Annotated in this window: 26 protein-coding genes; 15 read left to right on the top strand and 11 right to left on the bottom strand. The window is 49.5% G+C overall.

From position 1 onward, the window contains the following. Positions 1-354 precede the first annotated feature (354 nt). From KU392_RS12880 to KU392_RS12840, 9 genes are all read left to right on the top strand, one after another. On the top strand, positions 355-594 hold the full coding sequence (locus KU392_RS12880; protein WP_217735498.1) for a hypothetical protein: 240 nt from the start codon (positions 355-357) through the stop codon (positions 592-594). A gap of 11 nt (positions 595-605) precedes the next feature. After that, entirely contained in the window at positions 606-1,190 is a 585-nt protein-coding gene (locus tag KU392_RS12875) for an ABC-three component system protein (RefSeq protein ID WP_172514389.1), read from the top strand. Continuing rightward, positions 1,180-1,404, top strand: a complete 225-nt coding sequence (locus KU392_RS12870) for an ABC-three component system middle component 6 (RefSeq protein ID WP_172514390.1) — start codon at positions 1,180-1,182, stop codon at positions 1,402-1,404. Before KU392_RS12875 ends, KU392_RS12870 begins: the two co-directional genes overlap by 11 nt. Continuing rightward, complete coding sequence (locus KU392_RS12865) at positions 1,394-3,085, top strand: DUF2326 domain-containing protein (protein WP_217735497.1); 1,692 nt, start codon at positions 1,394-1,396, stop codon at positions 3,083-3,085. Before KU392_RS12870 ends, KU392_RS12865 begins: the two co-directional genes overlap by 11 nt. Positions 3,086-3,177: 92 nt before the next feature. After that, positions 3,178-4,194, top strand: a complete 1,017-nt coding sequence (locus tag KU392_RS12860) for a hypothetical protein (protein ID WP_217735496.1) — start codon at positions 3,178-3,180, stop codon at positions 4,192-4,194. A 122-nt stretch (positions 4,195-4,316) separates the two neighbouring features. Beyond that, positions 4,317-4,625, top strand: coding sequence for a DUF6602 domain-containing protein (locus KU392_RS12855; protein WP_217735495.1), 309 nt, complete (start codon positions 4,317-4,319; stop codon positions 4,623-4,625). A 43-nt stretch (positions 4,626-4,668) separates the two neighbouring features. Continuing rightward, a complete protein-coding gene (locus KU392_RS12850; RefSeq protein ID WP_217735494.1) occupies positions 4,669-4,851 on the top strand; it encodes a transposase in 183 nt (60 codons plus the stop codon). 195 nt (positions 4,852-5,046) lie between these two features. Then, positions 5,047-5,382 carry a transposase gene (locus tag KU392_RS12845; RefSeq protein ID WP_217735493.1) on the top strand — a complete coding sequence of 112 codons (336 nt, stop codon included), beginning with the start codon at positions 5,047-5,049 and terminating at the stop codon, positions 5,380-5,382. Positions 5,383-5,393: 11 nt separating this feature from the next. Continuing rightward, positions 5,394-6,449: an IS3 family transposase gene (locus KU392_RS12840; RefSeq protein ID WP_217735492.1), complete on the top strand. Its 1,056-nt coding sequence runs from the start codon at positions 5,394-5,396 to the stop codon at positions 6,447-6,449. On the opposite strand, the gene KU392_RS12835 is transcribed toward KU392_RS12840, so the two are convergent. Both KU392_RS12835 and KU392_RS12830 read right to left on the bottom strand, forming a co-directional pair. Then, a complete protein-coding gene (locus KU392_RS12835; RefSeq protein WP_217735491.1) occupies positions 6,394-6,906 on the bottom strand; it encodes a transposase in 513 nt (170 codons plus the stop codon). The genes KU392_RS12840 and KU392_RS12835 overlap by 56 nt on opposite strands. 505 nt (positions 6,907-7,411) lie before the next feature. Continuing rightward, on the bottom strand, positions 7,412-8,503 hold the full coding sequence (locus KU392_RS12830; protein WP_343212455.1) for an acyl-CoA dehydrogenase family protein: 1,092 nt from the start codon (positions 8,501-8,503) through the stop codon (positions 7,412-7,414). Here KU392_RS12830 and KU392_RS12825 point away from each other — a divergent pair. Both KU392_RS12825 and KU392_RS12820 read left to right on the top strand, forming a co-directional pair. Continuing rightward, positions 8,456-9,967: a long-chain-fatty-acid--CoA ligase gene (locus KU392_RS12825; protein ID WP_217735490.1), complete on the top strand. Its 1,512-nt coding sequence runs from the start codon at positions 8,456-8,458 to the stop codon at positions 9,965-9,967. The two genes, KU392_RS12830 and KU392_RS12825, sit on opposite strands and share 48 nt — an antisense overlap. Beyond that, the gene (locus tag KU392_RS12820) at positions 9,964-11,139 is read left to right on the top strand and encodes a CaiB/BaiF CoA transferase family protein (RefSeq protein WP_169293232.1); all 1,176 of its coding nucleotides are present in this window, start codon (positions 9,964-9,966) and stop codon (positions 11,137-11,139) included. The genes KU392_RS12825 and KU392_RS12820 overlap by 4 nt, the downstream gene beginning before the upstream one ends. A gap of 108 nt (positions 11,140-11,247) precedes the next feature. Here the strand turns inward: KU392_RS12820 and KU392_RS12815 are convergent, their stop codons facing one another. From KU392_RS12815 to rpe, 9 genes are all read right to left on the bottom strand, one after another. Then, complete coding sequence (locus KU392_RS12815; protein WP_169293233.1) at positions 11,248-12,837, bottom strand: DEAD/DEAH box helicase; 1,590 nt, start codon at positions 12,835-12,837, stop codon at positions 11,248-11,250. Positions 12,838-13,213: 376 nt separating this feature from the next. After that, positions 13,214-13,975 (bottom strand): uracil-DNA glycosylase, encoded by a 762-nt coding sequence (locus KU392_RS12810; protein WP_169293234.1) that lies wholly within the window; start codon positions 13,973-13,975, stop codon positions 13,214-13,216. Further along, complete coding sequence (locus KU392_RS12805; RefSeq protein WP_169293235.1) at positions 13,976-14,422, bottom strand: HIT family protein; 447 nt, start codon at positions 14,420-14,422, stop codon at positions 13,976-13,978. A 4-nt stretch (positions 14,423-14,426) separates the two neighbouring features. Continuing rightward, entirely contained in the window at positions 14,427-15,218 is a 792-nt protein-coding gene (trpC, locus tag KU392_RS12800) for an indole-3-glycerol phosphate synthase TrpC (protein WP_217735489.1), read from the bottom strand. After that, a complete protein-coding gene (gene trpD, locus KU392_RS12795) occupies positions 15,215-16,246 on the bottom strand; it encodes an anthranilate phosphoribosyltransferase (protein ID WP_169293237.1) in 1,032 nt (343 codons plus the stop codon). The genes trpC and trpD overlap by 4 nt, the downstream gene beginning before the upstream one ends. Next, complete coding sequence (locus KU392_RS12790; RefSeq protein WP_169293238.1) at positions 16,243-16,815, bottom strand: anthranilate synthase component II; 573 nt, start codon at positions 16,813-16,815, stop codon at positions 16,243-16,245. Before KU392_RS12790 ends, trpD begins: the two co-directional genes overlap by 4 nt. Positions 16,816-16,838: 23 nt before the next feature. Then, positions 16,839-18,362, bottom strand: a complete 1,524-nt coding sequence (locus KU392_RS12785; protein ID WP_217735501.1) for an anthranilate synthase component I family protein — start codon at positions 18,360-18,362, stop codon at positions 16,839-16,841. Between the two features lie 233 nt (positions 18,363-18,595). Further along, on the bottom strand, positions 18,596-19,267 hold the full coding sequence (locus tag KU392_RS12780) for a phosphoglycolate phosphatase (protein ID WP_217735488.1): 672 nt from the start codon (positions 19,265-19,267) through the stop codon (positions 18,596-18,598). 9 nt (positions 19,268-19,276) lie between these two features. Continuing rightward, a complete protein-coding gene (gene rpe / locus KU392_RS12775; protein ID WP_169293240.1) occupies positions 19,277-19,987 on the bottom strand; it encodes a ribulose-phosphate 3-epimerase in 711 nt (236 codons plus the stop codon). Positions 19,988-20,078: 91 nt separating this feature from the next. Here rpe and apaG point away from each other — a divergent pair, with 91 nt between their 5' ends. From apaG to KU392_RS12755, 4 genes are read left to right on the top strand one after another with little or no spacing between them, the layout of a single operon-like run. Beyond that, the gene (apaG, locus tag KU392_RS12770; RefSeq protein WP_169293241.1) at positions 20,079-20,453 is read left to right on the top strand and encodes a Co2+/Mg2+ efflux protein ApaG; all 375 of its coding nucleotides are present in this window, start codon (positions 20,079-20,081) and stop codon (positions 20,451-20,453) included. Between the two features lie 19 nt (positions 20,454-20,472). After that, complete coding sequence (mltA, locus tag KU392_RS12765; protein WP_217735500.1) at positions 20,473-21,744, top strand: murein transglycosylase A; 1,272 nt, start codon at positions 20,473-20,475, stop codon at positions 21,742-21,744. After that, complete coding sequence (locus KU392_RS12760; protein ID WP_169293242.1) at positions 21,741-22,916, top strand: FAD-dependent oxidoreductase; 1,176 nt, start codon at positions 21,741-21,743, stop codon at positions 22,914-22,916. The genes mltA and KU392_RS12760 overlap by 4 nt, the downstream gene beginning before the upstream one ends. A 47-nt stretch (positions 22,917-22,963) precedes the next feature. Beyond that, positions 22,964-23,725, top strand: coding sequence for a DsbC family protein (locus tag KU392_RS12755; RefSeq protein WP_217735487.1), 762 nt, complete (start codon positions 22,964-22,966; stop codon positions 23,723-23,725). Positions 23,726-23,737: the final 12 nt, after the last annotated feature.

Raw genomic sequence — 23,737 nt, 5'->3', positions numbered from 1 at the left:
AAAACGCTCCTTGTCTTGCAACTGTCTGCCTATACAGCCTATTCTAGCTGGGATTTAAAAAAGTGCCTGTTTTTTACGCCTAGAGATGCTTGTTTACCGGTAGAGTTGTAATTTAATGCTAAATAAATTAAAGTGTTATGAGTTCTTTGGGTTAGATAATGTGCATCGTGCAAGCAGGATAGACGGCATGCACGATTTGTAATAACAGAGTGTCTTATATTTTTAAAGAAAGTCTATTTAATACAAGTGATTATATTAATTAACGGTAAGCATCAGCGGGTGACAAAACGAGCATGCTTACTAATAAAATGTTAGTTTTCTCATCAACATCATCATTTGTCATCTAGGATAAAAATGGATACTTTCATTGAATTTGTAAAATCGGATATTGGTGTCACACTGGCTTGGGGATGTACTGTTGGAAGTACGTTATTTGCTGTGATTAAATCAAAGAAAAATAAACAGTTGAAAATACAAGTTGGCGAAATAACAAAAAATTCAACAGTAGATAATAGTCAGGATAGTGTTACGCAAAACGGCCAGAAGAATGTGTATACAAAGAATAATTCAGGCGGCATGAAAATAGACATGTAAGGGACTAAACCTTGACTATAGGAAATGAAGGGGATAATCCCTCTGTGAATAAAACAGTTAAAGTTGAACGTAATGCTGGAAATATCATAATCGGAAATTCACCCGAATATGAGATCAGCTCAGCTATAAATGAATTGCTAAAGTCACTAGCTAATAAGCCATTTACGCTCAAGAAAAACAGAAGACGCCCATCTTCTGAAACAGTTGTAAAGATACAACACAATAACCTTAAAGCTAAAAGCCATATCATAAAGCAATACTTAGATCATTCTTCAAAAGTAGAAGAAGCCTATTCCGAGATTGACTCATTGGTCACTTTTGGAAAAGATACGATCCTTCAGAATTTAAACGATTTATACTTTCTTGCTTTAGACGCTGTTGAAATTGACTATTTAATTTGCGATATAGATATAGCTAAAGTCAGAGAAAATTCTGAGTTCATTTTGGACTTTATCATTCAAAGATTAAAAAATACTGTATTTGAATCAAAAAACACTCCTGCTTACAAAGAGCATGTTGAATTGGGAGTGAATGTTGTTGTAGCTCATGCCTTTATCGAATGCATAATCATGGAGAATCCAGCTGATGATTCCTAGAAGTGGTTGTGACCCAGAAATAAATGTTGTAAGCATAGGGGCAAAAATTCTAAAGAAAGTGGCAGATGAAAATCCGCCCTTAGATGCGATACTCACTGACTGCTCTTCAGAGCTAAAAGTATCGATTGATCACATCATACTGTCGTTAGATTGGTTGTTTTCAATTAAGGCAATTGAGTTTAATGGAGTAGAGGTTTTTATAAATGAAGCTTGATAGCCTTGAAATAAAGATAAATAACGAGGTAAAAAGATTTGTTAAGTTCAAGTCTGGTCTTAACCTCGTCACAAACAAGCCAAATTCTGGTCGTACAGGTAACAGTGTAGGCAAATCAACATTATCACGAGTGGTTGACTTTCTAATGCTAGGAAGCATAGAAAGTATTTACATTGATGAAGAGTTCAAAAAGCCAAATCTTGAGATAGAAACGCTATTTAAGAACAATATTGTAACTGCTTCTCTCAGCTTCTTTGACTACTCAAATAAAATAAATCAAATTTCTCGCCATTTATGTATTGATGACGAATCCGAATCTAAATTCTGGGTAAATGGTGAAATTGTTGAAGAAAAGGGATATGAGTCATTTATTCAGGATAAAATTTTTAATATATCTACTAGAAGACCTTCTGTCCGAGCTGTAGCGCCGAAATTCATTAGAAATGACAGTCACAGAATGTTAAGTACGACTAAGTTTCTTGATAAGCGACAAGGCCCAAAAGATTATAGCGAACTTTTTTTATACCTTTTCGGTTTCAATAATACGTCTCTACTTACGGAGAAAAGAGATGCAACAAATCTGGTTAACAGGCGAAAAAGGAATTCCACATCGATTAATGCGCTAGTGAAAGAGCAAAAGCCGAAAAGTGAGATCAAGAAATATAAGGCAGATGCTAAAGAGCTAGAGGATAACCTTTTAACATTCGAATATTCATCAGAATATTCAAACCCAATAGAAAGACTTTCAGAGCTACAGGTAAAAGAAGACCGATATACCGAAGAGCTTCTATCTATACAGCGAAAAGTAGACAACATCAATCATACTATAGAACTCTTATCTAAAGACAAAGATGGTTATTTGATTAACGAGCTTAAAGCTATATATAGCTTCTCCGGCGTCGCAATTGACGGAGCCTTACGAGAACTTGAAGATGTCATTTTGTTCCATAAAAATCTCGTTGAGAAAAAGAAGCACTTTCTTACGATTGATTTACCTAAATTGAACGAGGAGTCTGAAGGTCTTCAGGCAGAGCTAAGTTCAATAAGGAAAGATAAGTTACAAGTTTTTTCTGACATGAGGTCTAAGGAAAGCTTAGACAATGTGACTAAAAATCTGAAACGACTTGGTGAGCTTAAAGTTGAGCTTGGAAAATTAGAAGGTCTAATGGAGCAGCAGTCCAAAGCAAAATCAGATCAAGCTGAAGCTGAAGCTCAATTGCAAAAGATTCTTGAGGCCATTTCCAAAGAGATTGATAATGTTTATGAATTTGAGAAAAAATTTAATACACACTTCAGGTCTCTTACCAAAAGTCTTCACGATGAAGAATACAGCATAGACTTGGATTTTAATAAGGATAGCGGGGCTTGCTCTATTGAACTCATTAACACAGCAACTAATCCTGAGGGCGGGAAGAAGAAAGCCGAAGTTATTGCTTTTGATTTTGCATATATTCATGCCATTAGTGAGTTAAAGCTTAATCGACCAAGCTTTATTTTTCATGACAGTATTGAGGATGTTGACAAAAAACAAATTGAAGATATTTTCGAAGAAGCAAACAAGCTTCCGGGTCAACAAATTTTGTCAATGCTATCAGATAAAATATCAGAAGAAACCTATAAGAAGGTATCCAGAAATATAATCTTGGCTCTTGATGAGGATGAAAAATTCTTTTGTGTTTAAACGAAAACTAACAAGTCAAATCACTCGGACGCAGCAAAGCTGCGCCGGTGTTTGAGGCGTTAGCACCCACATTCAGACAAGACCGAAGCACCATGGAAGACTCTAAGAAACTGTACCTATCAGAATTTGCTGTGAATCTTTTCTCTGCACGCTGGCTAATGACATCTGCAAGCCAGTTTATGTCTGGAGGAACGATGGGGGCTGACGAACAAAATGTCGCCAATAATTGCCATATATATTTGATATGCAAATCCCCAGTAATTTCATTCTCAAAAGACTCCCTTACCTATGAGAGCGGCAAGCTCAGCGTAACAGCCAATTATCGAGTCGAAGGAGAAGTTAGAGAGCAAGAGTTTTCATTCGAATTTCCGCTGCTTGACGGAGCAACTGACGTCAAGCTCTCTAAATACCCCCACAGAGAAATACTCACGCTAGATTCAGCAGGAACTGAAGTCAGGCACCTTCCAGCCAGTATCGTGGCAATGGGCATGGGTTGGCATCTTAAGAACCCTGAACTTAGCAATTTAGAAGTTCTATACATCGGTCAAGCTTTCGGTGATGGTTCAAGGACAGCCTTCGAAAGGCTAAAAAGCCATTCAACGCTACAAAAAATCCTTGCACAGGCACAATACGAGTCTCCCGATTCAGAAATCCAAATCCTGACATTTGAATATGCACCATATCGAATAATTCACCAAATGGATGGAAGAGCAGGAAACGTAATTTCTGACTATAGAGATCTGGATAGATTCAGAAGCATTCGAGACAATCATCTATCTAAATACGAGCAAATCTGCCTAATCGAAGCAGGCCTGATTCGCTACTTTCAACCAAGATACAATGCAATATATAAAGACAACTTTCCGAACGACAAGCACAAGATTCTAGAGGGATGCTACAACCTGGATTTCTCTGGCTTGATCGTAGAGATAAATACTGACGAATTAAGATTTCGCCTCTTCTCCGAAACAGTAAACCCAAGAGATCATCACATTTGTCAAATTGACCTGCTTGACCCTGAAAAACGGTGGGGCTTCTTTCATTACGGACGAGGCGACGGAACTTTCTTTAAAATGCCAGGAGTTATAGCTCGGAGTCCAAAGTGCTAACAAGTCGCTCAACACCGCTCGCTTCGCTCACTGGACTCGCAAAAGCTACGCTTTTGCTCGCCTGTTAGCTTAATCGTTAGCCTCATTAATTGACCACTAAAGCGCCAATAGGGTTCTTAAGCATGAGCATCATTTCAGAAAAATTTAATGCAAAAATTAGCTCCCTAAGAAATGATTTTGAAGTCAATAGAGATATTGTACACAACGGGGTTAAAGGCGGACTAAATGAAATCGAGCTCTCCTCGATAATCAAAGAGGTTATCCCTCATAAATATAAAATAGCAAAAGGTGTTATCGAAAATTCTATTGGAGAGCAATCGAATGAGACGGATTTTTTTATATACGATGATGAGATTCTTCCTCCATATATAAAAAACGAATTAGCCTTCGTTCCCGTCCCCCTCTGTCACACTAGTTGTCCGATCTTTTGATTTTTACATTTCATCCATTTGAGGGAGCGGATAGAGTTTTTCAATGTCATCCTACAGTCCCGACCTTAAAGCGCAGATTGTTAAAAAAATGATGCCGCCCAATAACCAGAGTATTGCCCAGATCAGCCGGGAAAGTGGTATTCATGTGGCGACGTTATATACTTGGAAAAAACAGTTTCAAGCAAAAGGATTTGTTGTGCCCCTGAGTTCGACAGTTTGGCTCTAACCATTTGAATTAAATAAACAAATGGCATGCCATTACATTTTTAGATATCTTGACTGAATTCTAGAAACAATTCACAATAAAAGCATTTTCAAAGAAGATAACAGAAAATCAATAAAAAATTAATTTGTAGTGGAGCGTTTTTAAAACGATTCTTTACAAATCAATAGGTTACATTTTTAACTGTCGAACTCGGGTGTGCCTGCAAAAAAATCCCCACCTGACCAATGGGATGCCAAGGCTAAATTGGCCGCCATTATCCACACCGCCAGCATGAACGAGACCGAGCGCTCCGTTTACTGTCGTGAGCATGGTTTATACCCTGAACAGCTAGACGCCTGGAAAGCGGCGTTTGAATCAGCTGATGTGGTTGATGAGCCGGTTAGTAAAACGGCACTGACCGCCGAGCGCAAAAAGACCCGGCAGCTGGAAAAAGAACTTAGACGCAAGGAGAAGGCACTGGCTGAAACGGCTGCCTTATTGACCTTGTCAAAAAAAGCCTGGGCTATCTGGGGCATCAACGAGGACGACTGATTCCCGTCACGATGAAACAGATAGCCATTACCCTGATCCAGGAAGCGGTTCATGCCGGTGCGCGACGCCATAAAGCCTGCGCTATCCTAGGTATTACCTGCCGTACTTTGCTGCGATGGCAAACCGCAGGCCAGGATCTGGACGATAAACGCCAGCAGGCGGCTGCACGTATTTATGCCCATGCCCTGACTGAACAGGAACAGCAGCAGATTCTGGCGGTATGCAACCAATCTGAGTACCAGAGCTTACCGCCTTCGCAAATCGTGCCCAAGCTGGCTGATCAGGGTATTTATATTGCCTCTGAATCCAGTTTTTACCGAGTGCTCAAGGCGCATGAACAGCTTAACCGTCGTGGTCGCGCACAGCCGCCCCGGCCGGTGGCTGAACCCAGGTCTTGGGTCGCAACGGCACCCAATCAGGTTTGGTCGTGGGATATCACTTATCTGCCTAGTGCTCTTCGTGGGCAGTTTTACCGCTTGTATATGACGATTGATGTTTATAGTCGCCTGATTACAGGCTGGGAAGTGCATCTTGATGAATCGGCACAGCATGCGGCCATCCTCATTGACAAGGCGTGCCTCAAACACGGTGTTAGCAAAGGCCAGCTCGTTTTACACTCGGACAATGGTAGTCCAATGAAAGGCGCTACCATGCTGGCGACCTTGCAGCGGCTGGGTGTCGTGCCGTCATTCAGTCGGCCTTCGGTCAGCGATGATAATCCGTACTCCGAGGCCCTGTTCCGAACGCTCAAATATACACCGGCCTATCCCGCAAAGCCGTTTGCCAGTCTGAAGCAAGCCCGCCAATGGGTGCATCAATTCGTGGCCTGGTATAACACCATGCATTGCCACAGCGGCATTCAATTTGTGACACCTGAACAACGTCATACGAGGCAGGATAAAGCCATTCTGAATCACCGCAGTGCCGTTTATGAGGCCGCCAAGCAGGCCAAGCCTGAGCGCTGGAAGAATCGTTCTGTCCGTAACTGGAAACCGGTTGAAGAAGTCTGGCTTAACCCGCCCAAGGAGCACGACATCCCACCTGAAAATATAAGGTTGGCTGCATAAGATATCGGACAACTTGTTTGACAAACACCGCAGCCAAGGCGGCATCTTTACGACGTAGTTCGCGCTCCAGTTCCTTGATGCGTTTACGTTCTGCTTTAGTGATTTCTGCTTGCTGTGCGGATGCTTTGGCACTGACGTCATTGGCTTGTTCACAACTGCTGCGCCACCGACGTATTTGCTCAACATACAGGCCACGACGGCGACAATATTCGGCCAGTTCCGTTTCGGATAAGGCAGCGGTTTCCAGGACGGCATTGAATTTTTCTGCCGAGCTCCAACCTTCCGGTGTGCTGGCTTGGTTTGGTAATAACCGGCCTTGATCACGTGCCTGTTTACGCCAGTTGTAAAGCGTCGCTTCGGAAATGCCTTCTTCCTGGGCTAGTTCAGCAACCGTTCGGTTATGGGGAGCCATTAATTTGGCCAGTATCGCTTCTCGGCGTTCGGGTGAGTATTTCATAGGAACCTTTTCTTTGCCCCCATCTTAGGATGGGTTAAATTCTAACCTCGGTTGAGGTTCCAACTAGTCTGACACAGGGGGGATCATTATCTTTTTTTTCCATCCGACAGGATGTTTGGTAAAACGCTTGTTAAGGCCTTGCCGGTATTTATTAGGCTTGAACAGGCAAATACTGTCTGCCTTTTAAATATCACACAATCATCCTCGCTAGAGTTTGAAGGGTGTGCTGCACTTGCAATATCCAGTGCGGGTTTGGAACAGTTTCGTCCTGCGCTTGATATATTACAACCCTATACCTTGGAAGAAGCGTGTCGTCCCGGTCAGGAGGGGTGGCAGGCGAAGCCTGACGGGGTGGTGCTGCCGTTTGCCCTCATGTGTCGTGAGAGTCAAGCAACCACCCCGGCGCTTCGCGCCACCCCTCCACAGAGGGGAATTTATTCTAAGGTCACCAACAGCCGACTGCTCAAGAACGGCTGTTGCACAAAACGCGTCTTGTCGACAATGCTTACAGCGTTCGGGCAATAATCTCTTTCATGATTTCATCGCTGCCGCCATAAATCCGCCCGATGCGGGCATCGATCCAGGCCTGGCCAATGCCGTACTCTGACATATAACCATAGCCGCCGTGCATTTGCAGGAACATGTCCAGCAGGCGCCCCTGCATGTCGGTGGCATTCAGCTTGGCCATGGCGGCTTGGGCGGGGGACAGGGCCTTGTCCAGGTGCAGTGCGATGCATTGGTCTACAAAAACCCGCAGCATGGTGCTTTGGGCCTTGGCTTCGGCCAGTTTGAAACGGGTGTTCTGGTAGTCAAACACGCTTTGCCCGAAGGTTTTGCGGTCACGGGTATAGGCAATGGTTTTTTCCAGGAAAGATTCAATCGAGGCGGCGGCACGCACGGCAATCACCAGGCGTTCCTGGGCCAGTTCGTGCATCAGGTAGCTGAAGCCGGCATTTTCTTCACCCAGGCGGTTGCTCACGGGCACTTTGACATTATCAAAAAACAGTTCGGAGGTATCCTGGGCGTGCAGGCCGATTTTTTCCAGTTTTCTGCCTTTGCTGAAACCTGGTGTGTTGGCATCAACGCAGATTAGGGAAATGCCTTTGGCGCCCAGATCGGGGTCGGTTTTGCAAACCACAATCACCAGGTCGGCATTCAGGCCGTTGGTAATGAAGGTTTTCTGGCCGTTAATAATATAATGGTCGCCCTCGCGTTGGGCTGTGGTCCTGACCGCTTTCAGGTCGCTGCCGGTGCCGGGTTCGGTCATGGCAATCGCGCCAATGATGTTGCCACTGGCCATGGCTGGCAGCCAGCGGTCTTTTTGTTCTGGCGTACCGTAGCGGAAAATATAGGGGGCGACAATTTCCGAGTGCAGGTTAAAGCCCGGGCCAGTGGCATTGACCTTGCCCATTTCTTCAACCAGTACGGCAGAGTGGCCAAAATCACCACCACCGCCATAGGGCTCGGGCAGCATGCAGTTAAGCAGGCCTTCCTGGCCGGCTTTGGCCCAAACCGATTTAGGCACAATGCCGTCTTTTTCCCATTGCGCATGAAAAGGGCTGATTTCCCTTTCTATGAAGCGTTGCACCTGGGTGATCGCGTGTTGCTGATGAGTCAGAATTGCCCGCAGTTTGTGATTGCATTTTATGCCGTCCTGCAGCTGGGGGCAGTGGTGGTGCCGGTTAATGCAATGTGTACCTCCTCTGAAATTCAGCACTATATGGATGATAGTGGTGCCCGGTTCGCTTTTGTAGCGCAGGAGTTGTTAAAGCAGATTGTCCCTTGCATGCAAAGTAACAGGGAGGACGGGTTGCGGCATGTCATGGTGCATGCTTACCGTGATTTTGTGGCGGATCTGGCTGATCCCGATTTGCCTGATTTTGTCAGGCAGCACCATGATCCTGGCTTGTCTGATGGGATGGTGGCATTTTCCGAGGCGCTACAGGCGGGTTTGTCGGCCGAAGCGGTACAGACCGACCCGGATGATTTTTGTGTGCTGCCGTATACATCGGGTACCACCGGCAAACCCAAAGGCTGCATTCATACGCATTCAACCTTACTGGCCTCATTGGTGAATTCAGCCATCTGGCGTAATTTGCATGCCGAATCGGTCATGTTGTCGGTGGCACCCATGTTTCACATGCTGGGTATGCAAAATGGCATGAACATGCCCATCGTGCTGGGGGGGACCGTTGTCATGATGCCGCGCTGGAATGCCGAATTGGCCCTGAAATTAATGGAAAAACATCGGGTTTCCGTATGGACGGCCCCGCCTGCCATGGTGCTGGATTGTTTTTCGCAGCCTTCGGCCGATCAACGTGATTTATCCAGTCTGGCCTTGCTGTCCGGAGGGGGCGCTGCCATGCCGGAAGCGATTGCCGCCATGCTTAAAACGCGTTTTGGCATTGTTTACAATGAGGGTTACGGCATGACCGAAACCGCTTCTTTCCTGCATTGTAATCCGCTTGAGCACAGCAAACGTCAGTGTCTGGGCATACCAACCCAGGGGGTTGATTCACGCATTGTTGATCCGGCCACCTTGCAGGAGTTGCCGCAGGGTGAGGTGGGTGAGCTCATCACCAGTGGTCCGCAGGTCATGAAAGGATATTGGAAAAACGAACAGGCCAACCAGGAATCTTTTCTGGAACGTGATGGTCGGGTTTTCTTCCGTACGGGTGATTTGGCAAGGATTGATGAGGATGGTTACTTTTTCATGTGTGATCGCCTTAAACGGATGATCAACGTATCCGGGTATAAAGTCTGGCCCAGTGAGGTGGAAAACACATTCTATGATCATCCTGCCGTTCATGAGGTATGCATTGTCGGTATCCAGGATAGCGTCAAGGGTGAGATCGTGAAGGCACTGGTTGTGCTGAAACCGGAGTACGAGGGGCAATTGTCGGAGCAGGATTTGATTGCCTGGGCCAGGGAAAAGATGGCGGTTTACAAGGCGCCCAGACTGGTCGAATTTGTGGACGCCTTGCCAAAATCCAATACGGGTAAAATAATGTGGCGTAAACTGCAGGCAGATCAAAATAATATAACAGGAGAAAAAATATGACTCAGGTTTCACGTGCACCACTTCAGGGGGTCAGGGTGCTGGATTTAACCCGTTTGCTGCCGGGGCCGGCTTGTGCCATGCATCTGGCCGATATGGGCGCCGAGGTGGTCAAGCTGGAAGATACCGGAGCCGGTGACTATGCCTGGGCCGCCTTGCGCTCCCAGGTAAACCGGAATAAACGGGGCTTGCAGCTGGATTTGAAAAAAGAGGCCGGCAAGGCCCTGTTTCTGGATCTGTGTGAAAAAGTCGATGTGGTGATCGAGGGATTCAGACCTGGTGTCATGGATCGCCTGGGTGTGGGCTATGAGGCAGTCAAACAGCGTAATCCCGCCATTGTGTATTGCAGTATGACCGGCTATGGGCAAACAGGTCCTTACAGCCAGGCAGCCGGTCATGATATTAACTATATTGCCAGGGCGGGTGTTGCCGATCAGGTGGGGAACGGTACGGGGACACCGGCCTTGTCCAATCTGCCTTTGGCCGATCTGCTGGGAGGCGCTTCCACAGCATCTATTGGGATACTGGCGGCATTGTTTGACGCACAGCGAACCGGTCAGGGACGCCTGGTCGATATTTCTTTTTCTGACGGTATTCTGGCTTATGCCGGTTTACCGATGGCCGCCCTGAATGAGTTTGGGCAGGCCACCCCTGCGGGTGCCACCAAGCTAACGGGGTCGGCGGTTTATTATGGTTTTTATGAAACCGCTGATGGACGTTATATTGCCGTGGGTTCTTTTGAACGAAAATTCTGGGATGAGTTTTGTGAGCTGATCGGACGCGAAGACCTGAAACCATTCCATGACGCATCCGATCCTGAGCAGGTCAATTATGCGAAAAACGAACTTGGTCAGTTAATTGCAGCTTACGATTTTGCCTGGTGGTGTGAAAAACTGGCAGGCAGTGATTGTTGTGTCACGCCTGTGTTAAATATGGGTGAAACCGCCAATGATGTCCACTTTAAAGAACGGGGCATGATTATCGAGTCAAGCAATGAACAGGGTGAAACCGTCAGGCAATTGGGCAGCCCGTTCAAAATGAGCGGGTTCGAGTTTGCCATCCGGAATCCGTCGCCAATAGCCGGCCAGCATACGGTAGAGGTATTGCGGGAATGGGGTGTGAACAGTGAGCGTATCCAGCAATTGCTGGATGATAGGATCGTTGTTCAGGCTTGAATTGATTTTTTTCAATCAAATGATTGTTTCAATAAAAGTACCTGAATAAAAAAAGGGAATCGTTATTAACGATTCCCTTTTTGTTTAAGCCTTAATCAAGTAGATTGATTAGGCCCAGGCACGAGGTGCCGGTTTTTTCTTGCCGCGAGCGAAAGACTCTTTGTTGCCTTTGCCGAATGGACGGTCGTTGCCACGTGAGGCGGGCCGGCCTTCCTTGGCAGGACGATCACCGCCGAAACCGCCACGTGATGGACGGTCACCAAAACCGGCCTTGGCAGGACGATCACCAAAAGACGGGCGATCACCACCGAAGCCACCACGGGCAGGGCGGTCACCGTAAGCGGCACGGGCGGGACGGTCACCAAATGAAGGGCGTTCTGCACGGGCAGGGCGATCGCCAAATTCAGCGCGGGGTTTGTCAAAAGACCTTTCCTGATCGCCTTTTCTCATGGCAAAGCCGGAGCGGGACTGGTCTTTGCCTTTGTTGAACCTGCGCTCACCACCACCATTGCGACCACCGCCTTTGCCACCCTTGCGTGAGCGTGTGCTTTCTGCCGTTTTAGTGGGCTCCAGGCCTTCAATGGTTTCTGCATTCAGCGTTTGGCCGATGAAGTGTTCGATACGACGGATTTTATGTCTTTCGCTATGGGTTGCCAGTGTAAAGGCCAGACCGTTTCTGCCGGCACGGCCGGTACGGCCGATACGGTGAACGTAGTCTTCGGCCTGCATGGGCAAGTCGTAGTTGATGGCGTGGCTGATGCCTTGTACGTCAATGCCACGGGCGGCCACGTCGGTGGCAACCAGAATGCGCAGACGGCCACGTTGCAGCTGGTTCAGAGTGCGGGTACGCTGGCGCTGGTTCATGTCGCCATGCAGGGCTGAGGCGGCAAAACCCTCTTCGTCAAGGCGGTCGGCCAAGGCATCGGCACCCCGTTTGGTAGCGGTAAATACAATCGCCTGGTCTACCGATGCATCACGCAGCAGGTGATCAAGCAGGCGCATTTTGTGTGCAGCGTCATCTGCGTACAGCAGGGTTTGCGTGATGTTGGTGTGTTTTTGTTTCTGGTTTGAAATATCAATGCGTTTGGGTTCGTTCAGCATGTCTGCGGCCAGGCGGGCAACAGAGCCTTCGAAGGTTGCAGAGAACATCAGGGTTTGGCGGTTTGCCGGAGTTTTGGCCACAATGCTTTCAATATCTTCAATGAAGCCCATGTCCAGCATGCGATCGGCTTCGTCAAGAATCAGAGTGTGTACCTGTGACAGGTTAACGCGCTTGGCATTCAGGTGGTCGATCAGGCGGCCTGGGGTGGCAACCAGTACGTCTACGCGTCGTGAAAGCATTTTGATTTGCGCGCCATAGGGCATACCGCCCACAACGGTGGCAATACGCAAGTCCTGAATGCCCTGACCATAGGTTTTGGTCGCTTCAGCCACTTGCTGGGCCAATTCACGGGTGGGGGTCAGTACCAGCACTTGAACGCCTGCGCCTTTATTGGCGGGCATGTTGGCGATACGATTCAGGGAAGGCAGCATGAAAGCGGCGGTTTTGCCACTGCCGGTTTGAGCAGAAACAATCAGGTCATGCCCTTCCAGTGCCTGGGGAATAGAGGCGGACTGCACGGAGGTCGGTTCGGTATAACCGGATTTTTTCAGTGCAGATAAAAGAATGGGCGATAAACCAAGAGTGTCAAATGACATAAGTGTCCTTAAAGTATTAATTAACAAGCCTGGGGATGTGTCTGTTTTGCGCAGAAACATCGAATACCACAGGCATGAACGAACACGATAAAACGCGACTCATGCTAAGTATGAATGTGTGAGCAAACAGAAAACGAAAGGGGTAAGGCCAGACGAGTTGTTGATCGGAGCATCGTGCCGACCGGATCAACCAATGGATGTATTAAAACAGCGCAGGTCAGGAGGTAGGAGCGATGATGGTTGGCATATGGGCTAAATAAGCCTTAACTACATTAACTACTGAATTCACTGCTGAAGTAAAAATGCCAATCAATTTGCAGTAAGAAATCAATGATAAAGGGTTTTTACTAACTTGTAAAGATTAAAAGACAGTAAATCAGATATTTAAGTCAAGTTGTAGCTTTTGTTTTGTATCATTATGTGACAGGGCCCAGTTGACGGGGGCCTGGTCATGGGCTGAAAGCCATTCATTGCAGGCCTTGAAATGTCCATTGCCAAGAAAAGGTTCGGGGGGGCGGCTGGCAGATAAGGGAGAGGGATGGTTGCTTTTCAGTATAAGGTGATTTCCCTGGCCTGCCAGGATCAGGGGGATTTTACTTTGGGCATGCGCACCCCATAACAGGAAAACGCAATGTGCCTGGTTGGCAAGATGGCTGATGACGGTATCGGTAATGTGTTGCCAGCCCAGCCGGGCGTGGGAAGCCGGTTGGCCGTTCTCAACGGTCAGGACAGTATTGAGTAGCATGACACCTTGGTTGACCCAGGGGCTCAGGTCATTTCCTTCAAGCCTAATGTTTTGGTATTCCTGAGCCAGCTCTTTGAAGATATTGCGCAGGCTGGGAGGGGTTTTGATGTGGTTCGGCACGGAAAAAGCCAGCCCTTGCGCCTGGCCCGGCCCATGGTAAGGGTCCTGGCCCAGGATAACGACCCGGGTGTTTTCAGGCCCCAGTTGCTCGAATATTTTGAGGGGTGCCGCCGGGTAAATAATGGCCCCCGCCCGTAGCCGTTCGTTCAGGAAATGGTTGATGTGTTCCATGACGGGTTTAAGCGAGGGCTGCCTGAACAGGGCCTGCCAATGGGGATGGCAGCGCATGAGTTGATCGGGCAGGGATCCCTTGAAGCAGTTTGACGCAGACATTCAGATTTCCGCCAATGCACGGGCAAGGGCCTGGTGGTAGGCCGGTTTCAGTTGATTCATTTGACTGAGATGGTCCTGCCATTCGGCCGGTGCCTCGCTCTGGGTAAAGCGGGGAGTGCCCCAGGTGGAGCCGGGAAAGTGCCGGTCTTGTCTGAAACGGGGAATAATATGCCAGTGCAAATGCGGCACCATGGTGCCGAATTGTGCCAGGTTGATTTTGTCCGGATTGAGTACCTGCCGTTGAAGCGATTCAACGCATAACACAAAGCGCATGAAACGCATTTGTTCGTCGGGGGACAGGTCGGTCATTTCCTTGACGTGTTGTTGCCAGATAACACGGGTATAACAGGGGTAGTCTGCATCGGCAGCGTCAATGACGCGAACCTGTTCATTTTGCCAAATAAGCGGTTCGTTGCTGGCGTTACATAATACGCAGGCGTCAGTCATTGGGTTATTCCCTGATGAAACCGGCCAGTGCCAGACCCGGGTCGGGTTCACGCATGAAGGCCTCGCCAATCAAAAAGCCATAGACATCATGGTCTATCATTTTTTGAACGTCTTCATGCGAGTGAATGCCGCTTTCCGTAATGACAGTGCGGTCGTCGGGAATCAGTGGCAAAAGATCCAGGGTGTTTTGCAACGAGGTTTCAAAGGTACGCAGGTTACGGTTGTTGATGCCGATGAGCGGTGTTTTAAGCTCCAGCGCGATTTCCAGCTCGTCGCGGTCATGAACTTCGACCAGTACATCCATGCCCAGTTCAAATGCCAGCTTTTCAAACTCTTTGAGTTGCTCTTTGGAGAGGGCGGACACGATCAGCAAAATGCAGTCGGCACCCATGGCGCGGGCATTGATGATCTGGTAGGGATCGATCATGAAGTCCTTGCGCAGGACGGGTAACGGGCAGGCCGCGCGGGCCTGGCGAAGGTAATCGTAGGAACCCTGGAAAAACTGGACATCGGTTAAGACGGACAGGCAGGCCGCGCCATTGGCGGCATAGCTGCGCGCGATTTCGGGCGGGTTGAAGTTTTCCCTGATGATGCCTTTGGAGGGAGAGGCTTTTTTGATTTCTGCAATGACCGCAGCCTTGCGAGCACCTATTTTTTCACGCAGGGCATTGGCAAACCCACGGACATCCTGCCGGGCCTGGGCTTCGCGCAGCAAGTCCGCTTCGCTGCGGATCTGTTTCTGGGAAGAAACCTCTTCTTTTTTAACGGCCAGAATCTTGGCTAAAATATCGCTCATGAGTTGAATTTCCTTGTGAATGCACAGAATTCTTCCATTTTATCCCGTGCCGCGCCAGATGCAATCAATTCGCGTGCCTGATGGATGCCATCCTTGATTGAATCGGCTTTGTTGCCTGTGTAAATGGCCAGACCGGCGTTAAGAATAACGATATCCCTGGCTGCTCCTTCACGGTTGTCCAGGGCTTCCCTCATTTTTTCCAGGGATTCTTCCTTGTTGGCCACTTTCAGGCTGCGGTTGGACACCATTTGCATGCCAAAGTCTTCAGGGTGGATTTTGTATTCACTGACCACGCCATTTTTCAATTCGCCAACCAGGGTGGCCGCACCCAGAGAGGCTTCATCCATGCCATCGAGGCCGTGGATGATGAGGACGTGTTTGGCGCCCAGCTGTTGCAGAACGCGAACCTGGATGCCGACCAGGTCGGGGTGGAAGACGCCCATGAGCTGGTTACCGGCCTTGGCAGGATTGGTCAGGGGGCCCAGGATATTGAACATGGTTCGCACACCCAGCGCCTTGCGTACGGCAGCCACATTTTTCATGCTGGCATGGTGATGCGGGGCGTACATGAAGCCGATGCCGATGTTTTCAATACATTCGCGAACCTGGTCGGGTTGCAGCTCGATATTGGCGCCCATGGCTTCCAGTGCATCGGCGCTGCCGGAAGAGGATGAGGCGCTGCGGTTGCCGTGTTTGGCGATTTTTACGCCCGCGGCCGCGGCAACAAACATGGCGGTGGTTGAAATGTTGAAGGTGTTGCTGCCATCACCGCCCGTACCGCACATGTCCAGCAGGTCATCGGTATTGTCCAGGTTGACCGGGGTGGCAAATTCGCGCATGACGGTTGCCGCTGCGGTCAGTTCGCCAACGGTTTCTTTTTTGACGCGCAGACCTATCAGCAGGGCACTGGCAATGGTGTCGGGTACTTCGCCATTCATCAGTTGACGCATCAGGTGCAGCATTTCGTCATGGAAAATTTCGCGGTGTTCAATACAGCGGGTAAGCGCTTCGGTATAGGTGATTTTCATTTTTTGTTCATATCCAGAAAATTTTTCAACAGGGCATGTCCATGCTCGCTAAGGACCGACTCAGGATGAAATTGCACCCCGTAAATGGGCAGGGTTTTGTGGGCGACGCCCATGATTTCACCATCGTCGGTTTCGGCGGTGACGGTCAGGCAATCGGGCAGGGTTTCGCGCTCGATGGCCAGCGAGTGATAGCGGGTAACGGTGAAAGGAGATGGCAGGCCCTTGAAAACATCGGTCCCGGTATGGGTGATGGGTGAGGTTTTGCCGTGCATGATCTGTTTGGCACGAATGATCTTCCCGCCAAAGGCGGCGCCAATTGATTGATGCCCCAGGCAAACGCCCAGGATGGGTTTTTTGCCGGCAAAGTGTTTGATCAGTTCAACGGAAATGCCTGCCTCGGCGGGTGAGCAGGGGCCGGGTGAAACGCAAATCAGATCCGGATCCAGGGCGGCAATTTCTTCCACCGTCATCTGGTCATTGCGCACAACCTTAACGTCTTCGCCCAGTTCGCCAAAATACTGAACCAGGTTATAGGTGAATGAATCATAGTTATCTAGCATCAGCAACATGTTGTTATCCTTCTTCTGTACTGTTAAACGGGTTGGTCAAGGCCATACTGGACCTGTTCGGCCGCACGCAGTACGGCGCGTGCCTTGGCTTCGGTTTCGAGCCATTCTTTTTCAGGATCGGAGTCGGCCACAATGCCGGCGGCGGCCTGTACGTAAAGCATGCCGTTTTTAATCACGCCGGTACGAATCGCAATGGCCACATCCATGGTGCCGTTGTAGCTTAAGTAGCCGGCGGCACCACCGTATACGCCACGGCGTACCGGTTCAAGCTCGTCAATGATTTCCATGGCCTTGACTTTGGGCGCACCGGTCAGTGTGCCGGCAGGGAACGAGGCGCGCAAGACATCAATGGCACCCATGCCCGGTTTAAGCGTACCCTTGACATTGGAAACCAGGTGCATCACGTGTGAATAACGTTCAATATTCATCTGGTCGGACACGACAACAGTGCCGGTTTGTGCCACGCGCCCCACATCGTTGCGGGCCAGGTCAATCAGCATGACATGTTCGGCAATTTCCTTGGGATCGGCCCTCAGTTCTTCGGCCAGCGCGGCATCTTCGGAAGGCGTTTCACCACGCTTGCGGGTTCCGGCCAGCGGACGGATGGTAATCGTGGATTGTTCCTGTTTGTTTTCATCCAAAAATACTTCCTGGCGCACCAGGGTTTCGGGTGAGGCACCCACAACATGGAAATCGCCAAAGTTCCAGAAGTACATGTAGGGGGACGGGTTCAGTGAGCGCAGGGCACGGTACAGGGACAGCGGTGAATCACGGAATGGCTTGGCAATCACCTGGCCGACCTGGACCTGCATCAGGTCACCGGCAGCAATATGTTCTTTGGCTTTGAGGACGGCCTTGATGTAGTCCTCTTTCTTGAAGTCCCTGATTTCTTCCGTCACCATGCTGGGCAGGCTGTAGGGAATTTCAACCGGTTTGCGCAGCATGGTACGCAATTTCAGGAGCCGTTTCTGGGCTTTGCTGAAGCTTTCCGGGACGGACGGGTCGGCATAAATCATGAGGTAGGTACGACCGATCACGTTGTCAACAATGACCAGTTCATCAACTTGCATGAGCATGATGTCGGGAATGCCTTCTTTCTGGCCATGTGGAAAAGGCTTGACGGCCGGGCCAAGGCTGGGTTCTATGTTGCGAACGGTATCGTAACCGAAATAACCGGCCAGGCCACCGGCAAAACGGGGAATGCCGGGGCGGGTGGCCACTTTGAAACGCTGCTGGAATGTCTTGATGAATTCAAGGGGATCACCGTCATGGGATTCAACCACTTGGCCATCGGTAATGACTTCGGTGTGCTGTCCGCTGGCCTTGATGACGGTTTTGGCAGGCAGCCCAATAAATGAGTAACGGCCAAATTGTTCACCACCCACCACTGATTCCAGCAGACAAGTCATGCGGCCGGCTTCTTTGCCGGAATGGGCCAGTTTGAGGTAAATCCCCAAGGTGGTATCCAGGTCTGCGTAGGTTTCCTTGACAATTGGAATGCGGTTGTAGCCTTGTGCTGCTAATGCGTTAAATTCAATTTCAGTCATCATAGAGGTCTCATTTTTTTAATTAGACCGGGCAGAAATAAAAAAACCCGGTCTTGCCATACAGGTTACCGGGAATTTTATTTACTGCTTGATTGACGTTAAGGATGCGTGGACGCGCCTTTTACTTGAAAATCCCGGAACACAAACGCCACCAGCGCCAATAGTTGGCGCGATAAGAAGAAGCGAATGCATTGAAAAGGGTTTTCATGGGCGTAGCTGATTTCCTGAGTCTGTCATTGATTGGCCAGCCATTGGGCCGCACCAGTCATTGAGTCAATAATAGCATCTACTTTAAGGGTTTGTACACTGTTTCCTTCGTTATACCCGTAAGGCAGGATTAAAACAGGCATGCCAGCGGCCTGGGCCGCCTGCACATCATTGATGGAATCACCAATAAACACGCTGTTTTCGGGCGGATAACCCAGTTTTTCACAGGCATACAATAAGGGCTCTGGATGTGGTTTTTTTCTTGCGCAGGTGTCACCGGACACTACTGTGTCAAAAAAACCGATCAGGCCGGTCTGGGTTAACAGGGGCAGGGTGAATGCTTCGGCTTTGTTGGTGACCACGGCCAGTTTCAGGCCTTGTGCCTTCATGGCTTTCAGACCGTCGATGACACCGGGGTACACGGTGCTGGCATCACCGTTAACCAGATGATAATGGCGAACGAAAATTTCCCTGGCTTGATTGAAAACCTCAGGAGGAAGTTCCTCGTTGTCAAGACTGGCATTGATGGTGCGAGTAATCAGGTTGTCGATGCCTTTGCCTACAAAGCTGGCAATGACGTCTTGTCCCAGGGTATGCATGCCCAGTTCCAGGCGCATGGCATTGGCGGCATGCGCAAGGTCGGGAATGCTGTCTACCAGGGTTCCGTCAAGGTCGATAAGAACAGCGTTGATGGTCATGGTGTGCCCTTATGTTGAAGAAGCTGCTGTGGCTTCGCCCTTGGCGATTTCACGGCGCATTTCAGCGATGATGGCGGCATAGTCTTGCTGGCCGAAAATGGCTGAGCCGGCCACAAAGGTATCAGCACCGGCGGCACGGATCTGGGCGATGTTATCGGTTTTTACGCCACCGTCAACTTCGAGTAGAATGGATTGGCCACCCTGGTTTTGCCATTGGTCAATACGTGTTCTGGCCTGGCGCAGTTTGTCCAGTGTGTTGGGAATGAATTTTTGTCCGCCAAAACCCGGGTTGACCGACATGAGCAGAACCACATCGAGTTTGTCCATGACATGATCCATGAAGGCAAGCGGGGTGCCGGGGTTGAAAACCAGGCCAGCCTTGCAGCCATGGTCACGGATAAGTCCCAGGCTGCGGTCTATGTGACGGGATGCCTCGGGGTGGAAGGTGATAATGTTGGCACCTGCCTTGGCGAACATGGGAATCAGGCTGTCAACCGGTTCACACATCAGATGGACATCAATGGGGGCGGTGGTATGGGGACGAATGGCTTCGCACACCATGGGGCCGATGGTCAGGTTGGGGACATAATGGTTGTCCATGACATCAAAATGGATCCAGTCGGCACCGGCTTGGACGACATCGCGGACTTCTTCACCCAAACGGGCGAAATCGGCAGACAGGATGCTGGGTGCAATTCGGGTAACATGCTGTAATGACATGATGATTTTTCGTAATTTGAGATGGTGGAAGTACAATAAGCGGTTATTATTTCACATAAAATAGTGTGATAATTCATTCAGGAGAATTCTGTTGAAATCTGATAGCATCGAGATTGAGGTCATTGCGCAATATCTGCCGGAGCAATCGGATCCTGAAAAAAGGCAGTATTTTTTTATTTACACGGTACGCATCAGGAATAACGGTTTGTTTGCGGCACAAGTTATCAGCCGGCACTGGATTATCAGGGATGGTAACGAGCAGGTCCAGGAAGTCAGGGGGCTGGGAGTCATCGGGCAACAGCCGCTGATTGCCGTGGGCGATACCTTTGAGTACACCAGCGGGTGTCCGCTCAGTACGCCTTATGGCACCATGAAGGGCAGTTATCACTGTGTGGGTGAAAACGGTATTCCCTTTGATGTCGATATTCCCGAATTCGTGCTGACCGTACCTCGTACCTTACATTAAGAACGGAAAAAAAATAATGATGAAACTTCGTCTTCTGACCCTTTCAGTCAGTTCGGCTGTTTTGCTGGCTGCCTGTTCGGGTGGCACCCCTTTTGTATCCGTCGATGCACCCGAGGCACCTGCCATTGATGCGCCTTTGACAGTGCCTCCGTTGTCTTCCTTTGCGGAAACCTCAGCACGTCAATTGTCAGGCCAGTATACCCAGGCTTCCTGGTCTGATTTGCCCGGTTGGGAGCAGGCCCAGGTTGATAATCTTTGGCTGACTTTACTGAATAATTGCCGGGGCCTGATGCGACCCATTTCCGGTTCCCTGACAATACCTGCACGCGCCACACCACAAGCCTGGCAGCCTGTTTGCAAGGCCGTTGCCGAATCGGGTCAGCCTGCCCGCAGCAATGATGCCGCTTTTGTGAAAAATTTTCTTCAAACTCATTTGATGCCCTGGAAGGTTTCTGGCGCAAATGGCAGCCGCAATACCGTTACCGGTTATTATGAGCCGGTGGTCAGAGGGTCCCTGACACAAGGGGGCGTTTATCAATGGCCCATGTACGCCCCGCCCGCTGATTTACTCACCATCGATCTGGGCAGTGTCTATCCTGAGTTGGCAGGCAAACGCATCCGGGGCAAACTAGAGGGCAATAAAGTGGTGCCTTACGATACCCGTGAGCAAATTAACGCCAGCGCCAATAAGCCGCCGGTTATTGCCTGGCTGGATGATCCTGTTGAGGCCTTTTTCCTGCAAATCCAGGGTTCAGGCCGTGTCCTGCTTGATAATGGTGAAACCCTGCGCCTGGCCTATGCCGACCATAACGGGCGTCCTTATACTTCCATTGGAAAATGGCTGGCCGATAAGGGTGAACTGCCCATCAGTCAGGCATCCATGCAAAATATCAAGGCCTGGGCCAAGGCCAATCCCCATCGTGTTCATGAAATGTTAAATGCCAATCAGGCCATGGTGTTTTTTCGGCCTGAAAAAGTGACCGATGAGGCGATTGGACCTAAAGGCGCTTACGGTATTCCTTTAATTGCCCAACGGTCGGTGGCGGTTGATCCCACGTTCGTGCCATTGGGTTCTCCCCTGTTTTTATCCACGACCCAGCCGGGCTCCACCGAGCCGTTGCAAACGGTGGTTTTCGCCCAGGATACGGGTGCTGCCATCAAGGGGGCTGCCCGAACTGATTTTTTCTGGGGTAGTGGTCCCGAGGCCGGTAATCTGGCTGGTAAAATGAAGCAGCAGGGAGAAGTTTGGATTTTATGGCCTAAACAGGCTGGAGCACCGAGTGCAAGATGAGTAAATATGATGTAGTGGTTTGTGGGGGCGGTATTGTTGGGTTGTCCTGCGCGCTGGCCTTGGCCAGGCAAAGAGTGAATGTGTGTTTGCTGGGACCCAGGAAAAAGCCCATGGCTAACCTTGGTGAGCAGTACCATCCCAGGATTTATGCAATTTCTTCAGCCAGCCAGCTGTTTTTGCAAGAGCTGGGTGTCTGGAATTCCATTCCTGCCGAGCGCATTGTGCCGGTTGAAAGCATGGAAATCCATGGTGACCGGGATGGTATGGTGGTGCTTGATGCCTGGCAGGCGGCACAAGCCGAGTTGGCCTGGATTATGGAGTCCGGGGAAATAGAACAGGCCTTGTTCCAGGCAGTGCAAATTTTTGGTGTGCCCTGGATTGATGACAAAATGCAAAGCTATTCGCCAGGCCAGGTGGTTACTGAAAAAGGTAAAACGCTTCAGGCCGAGCTGTTCATCGGTGCCGATGGCGCGCGCTCTCCGTTGCGCAAGGCGGCAGCGCTGGCACATGAAGCCAGGTCGTATGGTGATACCGGTCTGGTTTTGCAGCTCACCACTGAAAAACCGCATCTGAATACGGCCATTCAATGGTTCAGACCCAACGGTATCCTGGCATTCCTGCCATTGCCTGATACCCGTGATGGCCATCAGGTTTCCATGGTGTGGTCATTGCGTGATGAGCAGGCCAACGTGCTCCTGGCCATGGATCCAGAACAGCTGGCCATCGAGTTGCCCCGCAAACTTGATGAAATTACGCAAGGCAGATTGGGCAAGGTCAGTGTACGCAGCCCTCTGTATGGTTTTCCTCTTACCCTTGAAAAAGCCAAAATGACCGCACCGGGTATTGCCCTGGTGGGAGATGCCGCTCATCGCGTACACCCCCTGGCAGGGCAGGGACTGAATCTTGGGTTGGTTGATGCGCAGGTTTTATGCCATACCCTGGCTCAAAAGGAACCTTTTCGCTCTTTCGGTGATCTTAGAGTACTTGAACGCTATCAAACCGAGCGTGCGGAGGCCATTCTGGCCATGCGATTGGCCACCGACGGCCTGCACAAGCTTTTTGCATCGCCGTCATCCGGGCCTTTGGCACTTTTGCGAAATGCCGGCATGGACGTGGTGCAGCGCTTGCCGTTTGTCAAGCAGCGTTTGATCGCGGCGGCTTCGGGACTTTAATTTATCAAAGGCGGGTTGTTATCTGCTTTATACAGGAAATAGTTGGAATGAAATTGCATTTGAATAAATGGGCAAGGCTCAAGGCACTGTCTTTGTGTTGCTTGCTGGGCTTTGCTTCGTCACCGCTTTTGGCACAAGAGGCAACAAACACAACGGATAGCATAAAAGAAGCCATTGCCTCGGCCTTTGAGGTAGAAGTAACGGCTGTCGAAAAAACCCCTTATGAGGGGATTTATGAAGTCCAGATGGGTACCAATATTGTGTACACCACTGAAAAAGCCGATTTTGTGATTGCCGGCAACCTGATTGATGCCAAAACCAAAAACGATGTGACCAGTGAGCGGGTGGCCAAGTTATCCGAGGTGCCGTTTGAATCCTTGCCCATTGAGCAGGCTGTCAAACGGGTTATTGGGAATGGCGAAAGAAAAGTGGCCATTTTTGAAGATCCCAATTGCGGTTATTGCAAAAAACTGTATAAAGAGTTCGAGAACGTTGATAACGTTACCGTGTATACCTTCCTGATGCCTATTCTGGCCCCTGATTCCATGGTGAAAGCCAAGAATATCTGGTGTGCCAAAGACCAGGCCCTGGTATGGGGAAACTGGATGGGTAAAAATGAAACACCGCCTACTGCAAAATGTGAGGACGAAACGCCTATCAACCGTATTCTTGCCTTGGGCAGAGACTTGGGCGTGCAGGGAACACCTGCCATGTTTTTTGAGGATGGCAGTCGCATCAATGGCTATATGCCAGCTAAAAACCTCAATGAGGTACTGGACCGCCAAAGTCGGAAGGTTAGCCAGAATTAATCATTAATACGA

Origin of the sequence: Advenella alkanexedens, from assembly GCF_019132845.1 — a bacterium.
GTDB lineage: Bacteria > Pseudomonadota > Gammaproteobacteria > Burkholderiales > Burkholderiaceae_B > Advenella > Advenella alkanexedens.
Note: the sequence above shows the minus strand (reverse complement) of the source record. Positions and strands in the feature narration are given on the sequence as shown.